Genomic DNA, 13,288 nt, shown 5'->3' on the forward strand with positions numbered 1-13,288 from the left:
TGGCGCGTGACCATGTCCACATGTTCCTGTCGATCCCGCCGAAACTGTCGCTGTCGGATGTGATGCAGCGCATCAAGGGCCGGTCGTCACGCCGCATCCAGATGGAGTTCCCGGACCTGCGCAAACGATATTGGGGCAGGCGGTTCTGGGCCCGCGGATATTTCTCGACAACCTCGGGCAATGTCACCGACGACATCATACTTCAGTATCTGGAACTGCATGGAAAACGGGATGCTACCGGCGTCAGCCGGTAGTGGTTCACTTGAGGCAAAACTCTCTCAGGTGACAGGGCGGGCAGTCCCGATGATTGCTGTTCTCAGATTGACCCGGCGAAGAAAATATATCACAATACATGAAACGATATCACAAAATGGGTGCATGATGCGACTGGGCGATGCAGAGGACTGGCTTGCCGGCCGTCCCGAAATCGAGACGATCTTTGCCTGCATCTGCGATCTGAACGGGGTCATGCGGGGCAAGCGCGTGCCCGTGGACCAGTTGGAGAAGATCCTGAAGGGCGAGTTGCGCATGCCGCTGTCGCTTCTGGGCATGGATATCTGGGGCGAGGATATCGAGGGCAACGAACTGGTCTTCGATACCGGCGATGCGGACGGGTTGTGCGATTTCACCGGGCGGCCGCTGATCCCGGTCGACTGGATCACCCGCCCGGCGGCTTTCGCCCAGCTGTGGATGCGGCAGGAGGACGGAACCCCTTTCCCGGGCGACCCGCGCCGGGCGCTGGCTGCGGTGGCGGATCGATTTGCCACGCTGGGGCTGACCCCGGTCGTGGCCACCGAACTGGAATTCTATGTGGTGGATCCGTCCGAGGCGGCGCCGCAGCCGCCCCGCTCGCCGATCACCGGCAAGCGGCTTGATTCGGATGGCGCCCTGTCGCTGGACGAGTTGCAGCATTTCGATGCCTTCCTGAACGATGTCTATGATGGCTGCCGCGCCCAGGGGATCCCTGCGGATTCGGCGATCTCGGAGAACGGGGCAGGGCAGTTCGAGATCAACCTGCTGCATGTGGCGGACCCGCTGCGCGCGGCCGACGACGCGATTCTGTTCAAGCGGCTGGTGCGCGGCATCGCCCGTCGGCACGGTTTTGCCGCGACCTTCATGGCCAAGCCCTATGGCGACCGCGCCGGCTCGGGCATGCATGTGCATTTCTCGCTGGTCGATGCCGAGGGTCGCAATGTCTTCGATGATGGCGGCGATGCGGGGACCGATCTCCTGCGCCATGCGGTTTCCGGCCTGCTTGGAACCATGCAGGAAAACACGCTTGTCTTCGCGCCGCATGAAAACTCGTTTCGTCGGCTGCTGCCGGGGGCGCATGCCCCGGCCGCGGTCGCCTGGGGCTATGAAAACCGCACCGTAGCGATCCGCATCCCCGGCGGTTCGCCCAGGGCGCGCCGGATCGAACATCGCGTCGCCGGCGCGGATGCCAATCCCTATCTGGTTCTGGCCTCGATCCTGGGCGGTGCGCTTCTGGGCATCGAAGGCAAATGGCAGCCGCCCGAGCCGGTCGAAGGCGACGCCTATGCGCTGGCGCTGGATACGTTGCCGCCGGACTGGGCTTCGGCCATCGACGCCTTCTCGCGCGGCAGCCATGTCCAGCAGATCTACAGCAAGCGGCTGAGGCGGATGTTCGTGCAATGCAAGCTGCAGGAACTGCGCCGCTTTACCCGCCATGTCACCGATTTCGAATATCACAGCTATCTGGAGGCCGTGTGATGAACGCCATGTCCCCTGTCCATCCTCATCCCTATGCCGGCGACGGCCGGCATGTCGGCAGTTATTACGCCGCCTCGGCCAATCCGTCGCCGGATCGCCCGCAACTGCTGGGGGAATACGAGACCGATATCTGCGTCGTCGGCGCCGGCTATTCGGGCCTGTCGACGGCGCTGCATCTGGCCGAGAAGGGCTACAAGGTCGCCATCGTCGAGGGGGTGCGCGTCGGCTGGGGCGCCTCGGGCCGCAACGGCGGCCAGATCGTCAACGGCCTGAATGCCAGCCTCGAGACCATCGGTCGCCGCTATGGCGCGGATACGGCGCGTTTCGTGGCCGGGCTGGTGCAGGAGGGGGGCGAGATCATCCGCGAGCGGGTCAGGACCTATGACATCCGCTGCGACCTGAAGGATGGCAATGTCTTCGCCGCGCTGACCCCCGCGCATCTGCGCGAACTGGAGGCGCGCAAGGCGCTGTGGGAAAGCCATGGCCTTCATAACCAGCGCATGCTGTCCCGCGACGAGATGCGCGGGCATGTGAAGTCCGACCTCTATGTCGGCGGCATGATCGACGTCAGCGGCGGGCACATGCACCCGCTCAACCTCGCGCTTGGCGAGGCCGCGGCCTTGGAAAGCCTGGGCGGGGTGATCTTCGAGATGTCGCCGGTCCTGTCCGTCGATCACGCGGCAGAGCGGCCGGTGGTCCACACGGCGCAGGGACAGATCACCTGCAGAACGCTGGTTCTGTGCGGCAATGCCTATCTGGGTCATGTCGTGCCGACGCTGACCTCGCGCGTGATGCCGGTCTCGACTCAGGTCATGGCCACGCGCCCCCTGGGCGAAAAACTGGCCCGCGAGCTGATGCCCACGGATGTCTGCGTCGAGGATATCCGCTATATCCTGGACTATTACCGCATGTCGGCCGATTTCCGGCTGCTGTTCGGTGGCGGGACGGTCTATGGCGGCGCCGATCCGAAGGACATCAAGGCCAAGCTGCGCCGGAACCTCGACAAGGTCTTCCCGCAACTGGCCGGCACCGAGATCGACTTTGCCTGGTCGGGCAACTTCGCCCTGTCCTTCAGCCGGGTGCCGCAGATGGGCCGGATCGGCGCCAATACCTATTTCGCGCATGGCTATTCCGGCCATGGCGTGACCGGTTCGCACACCTTCGGTCGCATCCTGTCCGAGGCGATCAACGGCGATCTGACCCGCTTCGACAGCTTCGCCGCACTGCCCTGGATTCCCTTCCCCGGTGGCCGGACGTTCCGGGTGCCCTATTCGGTCATCGGCTCGTGGTGGTATGCCCTGCGCGACCGGTTCGGCGTCTGAGCGGGTTCATCGCGGGCATTGCCCCCGGGGCAGGAAAGTCACATGCCGCCCGTTCGACCGGGCGGCATGTTCATGTCGGGCGGGTCCCGCCGCTCAGCGCTGTGGGTAGCCGAGCCCCTGCAGGGCTGTGGTGATCTCGTCCAGGATCACCGGGTCGTCGATCGTGGCCGGGGTCTTGAAGGCTTCGCCATCGGCGATCTTGACCATGGTGGCGCGCAGGATCTTGCCCGAGCGGGTCTTGGGCAGCCGGTCGACGACGCAGGCCAGCTTGAAGGCCGCGACCGGGCCGATCTGGTCGCGGACGCGCTTGACCACCTCGCGCACGACCTGCTCGTCTGGCGTGGCGGTGCCTTTCTTCAGGCACAGAAAGCCGACCGGCATCTGCCCCTTCAGACTGTCGGCCACGCCGATCACCGCGCATTCCGCAACCGCCGGATGGCCGGCCAGCACCTCTTCCATGGCGCCGGTGGACAGGCGGTGGCCGGCGACGTTGATCACGTCATCGGTGCGCGCCATGATGTAGAGATAGCCGTCCTTGTCGACATAGCCGGCGTCGCCGGTCTCGTAATAGCCGGGGAAATGATCCAGATAGGATTTCCGGAACCGGTCCTCGGCATTCCACAGCGAGGGCAGGGTGCCCGGCGGCAGCGGCAGCCGGAGGGCGATGGCGCCCAGCGTGTCCGGCCCGACCGGCTGGCCGGCCTCGTCGAGGATCTGCACGTCATAGCCCGGCATCGGCACCGAGGGGCTGCCCTTCTTGACCGGCATCGGCTCGATCCCGAAGGGGTTGGCGACGATGCCCCAGCCGGTCTCGGTCTGCCACCAGTGGTCGATCACCGGCAGGTTCAGCTGGTCCTCCAGCCACTGGATCGTGTCGGGATCGGCGCGCTCGCCGGCCAGGAACACCGCCTGCAGGCTCGACAGGTTGTAGTCGCGGATCAGTTCGCCATTCGGGTCCTCGCGCTTGACGGCGCGGATCGCGGTCGGGGCGGTGAAGAAGGATTTGACCCTGTGGTTCTGGATCACCCGCCAGAAGGTGCCGGCATCCGGCGTGCCCACGGGCTTGCCCTCGAAGACGATGGTGGTGGCGCCGGCGATCAGCGGGCCATAGCAGATATAGCTGTGGCCGACGACCCAGCCGACATCCGAGGCGGCCCAGAACACGTCGCCCGCATCGATCCCGTAGATGTTCTTCATCGTCCAGTTCAGCGCCACCAGATGACCGGCGGTGTGCCGGATCACGCCCTTGGGCTGTCCGGTGGTGCCCGATGTATAGAGAACATAGGCCGGATGATTGCCCTCGACCGGGACGCAATCGGCGGGCTCGATGCCATACTGGAAGCCGTGCCAGTTGTAGTCGCGGCCGGGGATCAGTTCGGCGACCTCCTGCTCGCGCTGGAAGATGACGCAGAAATCGGGCTTGTGCCTCGCCTGGTCGACGGCCGCGTCCAGAAGCGGCTTGTAATGGACGACGCGGCCGGGCTCCAATCCGCAGGAGGCGGCGATGATCGCCTTGGGCGTGGCGTCGTCGATGCGCACGGCCAGTTCATGCGCGGCGAAACCGCCGAAGACGACCGAATGGATGGCGCCCAGGCGGGCGCAGGCCAGCATCGCCTCGAGCGCCTCGGGCACCATCGGCATGTAGATGATGACCCGGTCGCCCTTCTCGATGCCCTTGGCGCGCAGCGCGCCCGCGAGGCTGGCCACCCGGTCGCGCAGTTCGCGATAGGTGATGCCGCGATAGGAATGGGTGATCGGGCTGTCATGAATGATGGCCAGCTGATCGCCGCGGCCGGCCTCGACATGGCGGTCCACCGCGTTCCAGCAGGTATTGACCATGCCGTCGGCGAACCATTCGCCCGCCGGTCCCTGATCGAAATAGGCGCGGCTGGGCGCGCGGTCCCAGTCGATCTTCTCGGCGGCCCCCATCCAGAACCCTTCCGGGTCGGATTTCCAGCCTGCGTACACATCTTGGTATGCCATGGTATGCCCCTCCTCGACGGTGACATTCTGTTACCGAGGATAGGGGATATCGCGCAACAGTGTTAGCGGGAGCGGAGACGTTTCGTCGCAGAGATTTTGCGAAGATCGGGCGCTGAGAGCGGCAAGATTTTGCAAACAGAAAACTGCTGCAAAACGTCGGATGACGCGCGGTTAATTTTGCAAAATTCGGGCAAATGCCGTCGCGCGGGTGATTCGCGGCCCGCCCCCCGAAAGAGGGCGGGCCATCCGCATCAACTGTAATAGGCGACCGGCGTGCCGGCCAGCGCGCTCATGTTCAGCAACCCGCGCGCGGTGATCGAGGGGGTGACGATATGGGCGCGGTTGCCCATGCCCATCAGGATCGGCCCGACCTCCAGCCCGCTGGCCTTCTGTTTCAGCACATTGCGCACGCCCGAGGCGGCGTCGCTGCCGGCGAAGATCAGGACGTTGGCCGCGCCCTCGATGCGCGAATTGGGGAAGATGCGCGCGCGCAGGGCCGGATCCAGCGCCGAGTCGACCTGCATCTCGCCCTCGAAGGTGAAATCGACCTCATGCGCCTCAAGCAGTTCCATCGCCGCACGCATCTTGCGTCCGCCGGGCGTGTCGAGATTGCCGAACTGGGAATGGCTGCACAGCGCGATGCGCGGGGTGATGCCGAAGCGGCGCACATGGCGGGCGGCGCCGATCGCCGTCTCCATGACCTCTTCGGGCGAGGGGTCGTGATGGACCTGGGTGTCGGCGATGAAGACCGGCCCGTCCTCGAGGATGATCATCGACAGCGCGCCGGTCGGATGCAGCCCGTCGCGGGCCAGAACCTGACGGATATATTGCAGGTGCCAGCTGTATTGCCCGAAGGTGCCGCAGATCAGGCTGTCGGCCTCGTCACGATGGACCATGACCGCGCCGATTGCGGTGGTATTGGTGCGCATGATCGCCCGCGCGATGTCGGGGCTGACGCCGCGCCGCGCCATCAGGCCGTGATAGGTTTCCCAGTAGTCCCGGTAGCGGGGATCGTTCTCGGGGTTGACGATCTGGAAGTCCTTTTCCGGCCGGATCGGCAGGCCACAGCGTTCCGCGCGGGTCGAGATCACGTCCGGGCGGCCGATCAGGATCGGCACATCGGTGGTTTCCTCCAGCATCGCATTGGCGGCGCGCAGCACGCGCTCGTCCTCGCCCTCGGCAAAGACGATCCGGCGCCGTGCGGTCGCCGCGGCCTCGAAGACCGGGCGCATGATCAGCGCCGAGCGGAAGACCGAGCCGTCCAGCTTGCGCTTGTAGGCGTCCAGATCCTCGATCGGCCGCGTCGCCACGCCGGACTCCATCGCCGCGCGGGCCACGGCCGAGGAGACGATGCCGATCAGCCGCGGGTCGAAGGGCTTGGGGATCAGGTATTCGGGACCGAAGGTCAGCGTCTCGCCGCGATAGGCGGCCGCGGCCTCGGCGGCGGTGGTGGCGCGGGCCAGCGCCGCGATGCCCTCGACGCAGGCGACCTCCATCTCGTCATTGATGGTCGTGGCCCCGACATCCAGCGCGCCGCGGAAGATGAAGGGGAAGCACAGCACGTTGTTGACCTGGTTCGGGAAGTCGCTGCGCCCGGTGGCGATGATCGCGTCGGGCGAGACGCTGCGCACCTCGTCGGGCAGGATCTCGGGCGTCGGGTTGGCCAGCGCGAAGACGATCGGGCGCGCGGCCATCTTCTGCACCATCGCGGGCTTCAGCACGCCGGGGCCCGAAAGACCCAGGAACAGGTCGGCGCCCTCGATCACCTGATCCAGCGTCCGCAGCTCGCTGGGCTGGGCGAAGGCGGATTTCTGCGGGTTCATGTCCTCGGCCCGGCCCTCGTAGACCAGCCCGTGAATGTCGCAGAGCCAGACATTCTCGCGCCTGACGCCCAGTTTCAGCAGCATGTTCAGGCAGGCGATGCCCGCCGCACCCCCGCCGGTCGAGACGACCTTGATATCCTCGAATTTCTTGCCGGCGACGCGCAGCGCGTTGGTGGCGGCGGCGCCCACCACGATGGCGGTGCCGTGCTGGTCGTCGTGAAAGACCGGGATGTTCATCCGCTCGCGGCACAGTTTCTCGACGATGAAACAGTCGGGCGCCTTGATATCCTCGAGGTTGATGGCGCCGAAGGTCGGCTCCAGCGCGCAGACGATATCGGCCAGCTTTTCGGGGTCGTTTTCGTTCACCTCGATATCGAAGCAGTCGATATTGGCGAACTTCTTGAACAGGACCGCCTTGCCCTCCATCACCGGCTTGGAGGCGGCGGCGCCGATATTGCCCAGACCCAGAACGGCGGTGCCGTTCGAGACCACGGCGACCAGATTGCCGCGCGCGGTGTATCGGCTGGAGGTGGCGGGGTCGGCCTTGATTTCCAGGCAGGCCTCGGCCACGCCCGGCGAATAGGCGCGGCTGAGGTCGCGGCCGTTGGCCAGCGGCTTGGTCGCGCGAATCTCCAGTTTCCCGGGACGCGGGAATTCATGGTAATCCAAAGCCGCCTGGCGCGCGGTGTCCTGTCTGCGTTCTTCCATCTTCACCCCTCCGGTCACGCAATTAGTTCAGCGTTAAACCATTTCTGCGGCGGGGAACAGGCGGGTTCTGCTGCGGCGGGGAACGGGAGGCTTCGGCTTGCGTTGTCATGGCACGAGGCGCAAGACTGCCGAGAGACGAAGAAAAGGGGGCAAGCCATGTCACTTCTGGATGCGGCGCGCGAGGTGCGCGAGGCGGCCTATGTGCCCTATTCGCATTTCAAGGTGGGGGCTGCGGTCAGGGGCGTGTCGGGCGCCATCTATCGCGGCTGCAATGTCGAGAACGTCGCCTATCCCGAGGGCACCTGCGCCGAGGCCGGGGCCATCGCCGCCATGGTCGCGGCCGGCGAAACCGAACTGATCGAGGTCGCGGTGATCGCCGACGCCCCCGCACCCTGTCCGCCCTGCGGCGGCTGCCGCCAGAAGCTGGCCGAGTTCGGCCGCCACGACACGCCGGTCCTGCTGGCCACGGTCGAGGGCGCGACCTATGCCACGACTATCGGGGAATTGCTGCCCGGACGCTTTGACATCAGCCATATGAGCCGGGCGGAATGACCGATCCGCGCCCTGTCATCGCCGCCGTGCGCGACGGTCGGGGACTGGATGGTCCGGGCGCCGCGCTGATCGCGCAGGGGCTGGCGGACGGATCGGTCAGCGATGCCCAGGCCGGGGCCTTCGCCATGGCGGTGCTGACCCGCGGCGTGGGCGAGGCGGGGCGGGTGGCACTGACCCGGGCGATGCGCGATTCGGGCCATGTGATGCAGTGGGATCTGCCGGGGCCGGTGGTGGACAAGCATTCGACCGGCGGCATCGGCGATACCGTCAGCCTGATCCTGGCGCCGCTTCTGGCTGCCTCGGGCGTGTTCGTGCCGATGATCTCGGGTCGTGGCCTCGGCCATACCGGCGGGACGCTGGACAAGCTGGAGGCGATTCCCGGCTATATTTGCGACCAGACCGAGGAACAGTTTCTTCGGATCGTAAAGAATACTGGCTGTGCCATCGTCGCCGCGACCGGGGATTTCGCACCCGCCGACCGGCGCCTCTACGCGATCCGCGACGAATCGGGCACGGTCGAATCGATCGACCTGATTACCGCCTCGATCCTGTCGAAGAAGCTGGCGGCGGGGCTGGACGGGCTGGTGCTGGACGTGAAGGCTGGATCGGGGGCGTTCCTGAAGACGGCCGAGGCGTCCGAGCGGCTGGCGCGGGCGCTGGTGCAGACGGCGAATGGCGCCGGCTGCCGGACCTCTGCGCTGATCACCGACATGGACCAGCCGCTGGCCCGGTCGGCGGGCAATGCGCTTGAGGTGGCCGAGGCGATCCGCGTTCTGCGGGGCGAAAGGGGCGCGCTGCGCGACCTGACGCTGGCACTGTCCGCCGAATGCCTGCGGCTGGTCGGGCGGGCCGGCGAGGGGCTGGCCGCGACGCTGGATTCGGGGGCCGCCGCCGAGGCCTTTGCCCGCATGGTCAAGGCCCAGGGCGGGCCGGCGGATCTGATCGACCGGCCCGAGGCGCATCTGACGGCGGCGCCGGTGATCCGGCCGGTGCCCGCGCCCGAGGGGGCGGTGGCACAGATCGATGTGACCGCATTGGGGCACACCGTCGTCGCGCTTGGTGGCGGACGCGCGCGCGCGGGCGAGAGGATCGACCATCGGGTCGGGCTGGACCGGCTGGCCCGGCTGGGTGAGGCGGTCGGCCCGGACGCGCCGCTGGCCATGGTTCACGCCGCCGACGACACCGCCGCCGAGGTTGCCATCGCCGCCGTGCAGGCGGCCTATCGGATCGGTGCGGCCGCCACGCCCGGTCCGCTGGTCCGCGACAGGATCACGGCCGATGGCTGAGAACCGCGCCTTCCTGATTGTCATGGACAGTGTGGGCATCGGCGGCGCGCCCGATGCCGACCGCTTCTTCAATGACGGCCTGCCCGATACCGGCGCCAATACCGTCGGCCATATCGCGCAGGCCCGCCCGCTGGCCATGCCGCATCTGGACCGGCTGGGGCTGGGCGCGGCGGTGCGGCTGGCCTCTGGTCTTGAGGCCCCCGGCCTTGGCGCCGAGCCTCGCGGGCTGTGGGGCGCGGCCACCGAGGTCTCGCCCGGCAAGGACACGCCCTCGGGTCATTGGGAGATCGCGGGCGTGCCGGTGCCGTGGCAATGGCACTATTTCCCCGACACCGTTCCGGCCTTCCCGTCCGAGATCACCGCCCGCATCTGCGCCCTGGCCGGCACTGATGGTATCCTTGGCGACTGTCACGCCTCGGGGACGCAGGTGATCGAGGATCTTGGCGCCGAACATATCCGTACAGGCCGGCCGATTTGTTACACCTCGGCCGACAGCGTGCTGCAGATCGCCGCGCATGAGACGCATTTCGGCCTCGACCGGCTGATCGGGCTTTGCGAAGGACTGGCGCCCGAATTGCATGCGATGCGCGTGGGCCGGGTCATCGCGCGGCCATTCCTGGGCGAGCGCCCCGGCGAATTCAGGCGCACCCCGAACCGCCGCGATTTCGCCATCGCCCCGCCCGGGGACACGATCCTCGACATCGCGGCGGGGGCCGGGCGCGTGACCCATGCCATCGGCAAGATCGGCGATATCTTTTCTCATCGCGGCATCACCCATCTGCACAAGGGCAAATCCGATGCCGACCTGGCCGACCACCTGATCTGTCTGGCGGCCGAGGCCGAGCCGGGGAGCCTGACCTTCGCCAATTTCGTCGAGTTCGACACCAATTTCGGGCATCGCCGCGACATTCCCGGCTATGCCGCGCAGCTTGAGTGGTTCGACGGCATCGCAGGCCGCTTTCTCGCGGCGCTGCGTCCGGGCGATCTGGCCATCTTCACCGCCGATCACGGTAACGATCCCAGCTGGCACGGCACCGACCACACGCGCGAGCGGGTGCCGGTTCTGGGCCACGGGCTGGGGGCGCGGGCCATCGGGCAGGTCGGGTTCAGCGATATCGGCGCCTCGGTCATGGCGCATCTGGGCCTGCCCGCGCCGCGTCATGGAAAGTCCCTGATTTGAAAAAGATAGAACTTCATCTTCATCTTGAGGGCGCGGCACCGCCCGGCTTCATCCGAGGCCTTGCCGCAGAAAAAGGGGTGGATCTGTCTGGCATATTCGATGCGCGGGGCCACTATGCCTATTCCGGGTTCGATCATTTCCTGCGCGTCTACGAGGCGGCGACCGGGGTGCTGGAAACCCCGCGGGACTATGCCCGCCTGCTGGCCGAGGTATTGGAGCGCAGCGCCGAAGAGGGCGTGATCTATACCGAGCTGTTCGTGTCGCCCGAATTCTGCGGCGGCGGCGATCTGGCCGCCTGGCGCGACTATCTGGCCGCCATGGCCGAGGTCGCGGCGCGCATGCGCGGCCAGGGCATCGACAGCCGCGGCCTCGTTACCTGCATCCGCCATTTCGGCCCCGACCGGGCGCGGGCCTCGGCGCGGTGCGCGGCCGAGACGGCGGGCGACTGGATCACCGGGTTCGGGATGGGCGGCGCCGAGGCGATGGGCCGCGCCACCGACTTCGCCTGGAGCTTTGATTGCGCGCGCGAGGCCGGGCTGGGCCTGACCTGCCATGCCGGCGAATGGGGCGGCCCGGACAGCATCCGGCAGGCGCTGTCGCTGGGCGTCAGCCGCCTCGGACACGGTGTCCGCGCCATCGACGATCCGGCCCTGATCCGCGATCTGGCCGAGGCCGGCACCGTGCTGGAGGTCTGTCCCGGCTCGAACATCGCCCTGGGAATCTGGCCCGACTGGCCCGCCCATCCGATCGCGCGGCTGGCCGAGGCGGGGGTGAAGGTCACCGTCTCGACCGACGATCCGCCCTTCTTCCACACCAGCATGCGCCGCGAATATGACCGCCTGGCCGAGGCCTTCGGCTGGGGCGAGACCGAGTTCCGGCAGATCAATCTCTGGGCCGCCGAGGCGGCATTCTGCGACGCGGACACGCGCGCGCGGCTGAGAAAGGAGTTTTCGTGAGCCAACCCCATCTGACCGTCATCACCCACCCGCTGGTCCAGCACAAGCTGACGATCATGCGCCAGAAGGATGTCTCGACCGCCGGGTTCCGCCGGCTTCTGCGCGAGATCAGCCTGCTTCTGGCCTATGAGGTCACGCGCGAACTGGAACTGACCACCATGCGCATCGAGACGCCGCTTTGTGCGATGGACGCGCCGACGCTCGAGGGCAAGAAGCTGGCGCTGATCTCGATCCTGCGGGCGGGCAACGGGCTTCTGGACGGGATCCTCGAGATGATCCCCTCGGCCCGGGTTGGCTTCGTCGGGCTGTACCGCGATCCCGAAACCCTGCAGCCGGTGGAATATTACTGCAAGGTGCCCAGCCTGCTGGATCAGCGCATGACCATCGTCGTCGATCCGATGCTGGCGACGGGCAATTCATCGGTCGCCGCCATCGACATGCTGAAGGCGCGGGGCGCAAGGAACCTGCGCTTCCTGTGCCTGCTGGCCGCGCCCGAGGGGGTCGATCGGATGCGGCAGGCCCATCCCGACGTGCCGATCTTCACCGCGGCGCTGGACGATCGTCTGGATGATCACGGCTATATCGTGCCCGGGCTGGGCGATGCCGGCGACCGGATGTTCGGAACCAAATAGCCGCTTAACCCCTGCTTCAGTCTTTTCGCCTATCTCTGGGCGAAAGGGTCGATTCGCGGGGGAAGGATGCGGGTGTTCTGGGCTGCCCTCGGGGTGTTGTCGGTTGCTGCCGTCGCCGGACATGCGGGGCCGGTGCCGCCGCCGCCCGAGGATTATGGCAGCACGCAATATGTCGATGGAAACGGCTGCGTCTATCGCCACGAGGACGGGGCTTGGGTGGGCCTCGTCGATGCGACCGGCGCGGCCGTCTGCGGCTTTCCCCCGACCGTCTCGCTGCGCGCGGCCACGACCGGCGCCGAGTTTCCGCGCGACCCCGCCGATCTCTTGGCCGAGACCCTGGCCGCGGGGCTGCGGCAGGGCGAATATCTGGGCGATCCGCGTCCGGTCGAGACGAAGACCTCGCCCGACCTCGCCGCGCCTGCCGACCCGATATCCGAGGAACTGGCGGCGCTCGCGCGGAACGAGGCCGCTTTGCGCAGCGCCCTGATCGGCGGCGGTGGGGGTTCGGATCTATGCCGGTTGCTGGGCTATCGGCCGGACCCGGAACCGCGGCCGGTGCTGGGGCAGGATGTCACCCGGGGCCTGTGCCCCGGAATGCGCGCACCGCTGCCCGAGGAACGGATCTCGGCCGCTGAGGCGGCGATGCCCGCGACGGCACCGGCGCCGGCGGCGGTGCTACAGCCGGCAGCGTCCGCGGAGGCCCGCGTCACGAGGCCGCAGACACGGCCCGTTACGGCAAAGCAGGGTGCGGACACCGGCAAGGCCGCGATGTCCCTGGCAAAGGCGCCGTCCCTTGTCCGGCGCGGTCCGACGGATCCGGCGCCGGAGGATCCGAGCGTCGAGATGATCCCCGCTTCGGCGCGCTTCGTGCAGGTCGGCGCCTTCGCTGACGACGCGAACGCAACCATCGTGATACGCCGCCTGTCCGAGATGGGATACCGGGTCGGGCAGACCCGATCACGGCATGACGGCAAGCCGGTCCGCGTGATCCTTGCCGGGCCGTTCACCGACCGCCGCTCACTGGTCGCGGCCCTGAACCGATTGCGGGCGCAGGGCTATCCGGGGGCGGTGGCCCGCTGACGGGCGCCGGGGAAGCCGTGGCCGGGTATCAGTTT

General features: G+C 67.3%; 11 protein-coding genes. 9 read left to right on the forward strand and 2 right to left on the reverse strand.

Features of this window, described 5'->3' with window-relative positions; all coding sequences use genetic code 11:
- From tnpA to KNW02_RS10110, 3 genes are all read left to right on the forward strand, one after another.
- Positions 1-254, forward strand: a 254-nt coding sequence (gene tnpA, locus KNW02_RS10100) for an IS200/IS605 family transposase (protein WP_216033151.1), incomplete at its 5' end; no start/stop codon positions are given.
- Positions 255-381: 127 nt separating this feature from the next.
- Positions 382-1,731, forward strand: a complete 1,350-nt coding sequence (locus tag KNW02_RS10105) for a glutamine synthetase family protein (protein WP_216033225.1) — start codon at positions 382-384, stop codon at positions 1,729-1,731.
- Positions 1,731-3,053, forward strand: coding sequence for an NAD(P)/FAD-dependent oxidoreductase (locus tag KNW02_RS10110; protein WP_252733669.1), 1,323 nt, complete (start codon positions 1,731-1,733; stop codon positions 3,051-3,053). Before KNW02_RS10105 ends, KNW02_RS10110 begins: the two co-directional genes overlap by 1 nt.
- 93 nt (positions 3,054-3,146) lie before the next feature.
- Here KNW02_RS10110 and KNW02_RS10115 read toward each other — a convergent pair whose 3' ends face one another.
- Complete coding sequence (locus KNW02_RS10115) at positions 3,147-5,036, reverse strand: AMP-binding protein (protein WP_216033152.1); 1,890 nt, start codon at positions 5,034-5,036, stop codon at positions 3,147-3,149.
- A 251-nt stretch (positions 5,037-5,287) separates the two neighbouring features.
- Positions 5,288-7,567 carry an NADP-dependent malic enzyme gene (locus tag KNW02_RS10120; protein WP_216033153.1) on the reverse strand — a complete coding sequence of 760 codons (2,280 nt, stop codon included), beginning with the start codon at positions 7,565-7,567 and terminating at the stop codon, positions 5,288-5,290.
- Positions 7,568-7,669: 102 nt separating this feature from the next.
- On the opposite strand from KNW02_RS10120, the gene KNW02_RS10125 reads away from it, so the two are divergent.
- The 6 genes from KNW02_RS10125 to KNW02_RS21210 all read left to right on the forward strand — a co-directional run bounded on the left by KNW02_RS10125 (position 7,670) and on the right by KNW02_RS21210 (position 13,253).
- On the forward strand, positions 7,670-8,119 hold the full coding sequence (locus KNW02_RS10125; protein WP_256447709.1) for a cytidine deaminase: 450 nt from the start codon (positions 7,670-7,672) through the stop codon (positions 8,117-8,119).
- Positions 8,116-9,405, forward strand: coding sequence for a thymidine phosphorylase (locus tag KNW02_RS10130; RefSeq protein WP_216033155.1), 1,290 nt, complete (start codon positions 8,116-8,118; stop codon positions 9,403-9,405). Before KNW02_RS10125 ends, KNW02_RS10130 begins: the two co-directional genes overlap by 4 nt.
- A complete protein-coding gene (locus KNW02_RS10135) occupies positions 9,398-10,585 on the forward strand; it encodes a phosphopentomutase (protein WP_216033156.1) in 1,188 nt (395 codons plus the stop codon). Before KNW02_RS10130 ends, KNW02_RS10135 begins: the two co-directional genes overlap by 8 nt.
- Positions 10,582-11,541, forward strand: a complete 960-nt coding sequence (locus KNW02_RS10140) for an adenosine deaminase (RefSeq protein WP_216033157.1) — start codon at positions 10,582-10,584, stop codon at positions 11,539-11,541. The genes KNW02_RS10135 and KNW02_RS10140 overlap by 4 nt, the downstream gene beginning before the upstream one ends.
- Entirely contained in the window at positions 11,538-12,173 is a 636-nt protein-coding gene (gene upp / locus KNW02_RS10145; protein WP_216033158.1) for a uracil phosphoribosyltransferase, read from the forward strand. Before KNW02_RS10140 ends, upp begins: the two co-directional genes overlap by 4 nt.
- A 72-nt stretch (positions 12,174-12,245) precedes the next feature.
- On the forward strand, positions 12,246-13,253 hold the full coding sequence (locus KNW02_RS21210; RefSeq protein WP_216033159.1) for an SPOR domain-containing protein: 1,008 nt from the start codon (positions 12,246-12,248) through the stop codon (positions 13,251-13,253).
- Positions 13,254-13,288 lie beyond the last annotated feature (35 nt).

The organism is Paracoccus marinaquae (assembly GCF_018860165.1).
GTDB lineage: Bacteria > Pseudomonadota > Alphaproteobacteria > Rhodobacterales > Rhodobacteraceae > Paracoccus > Paracoccus marinaquae.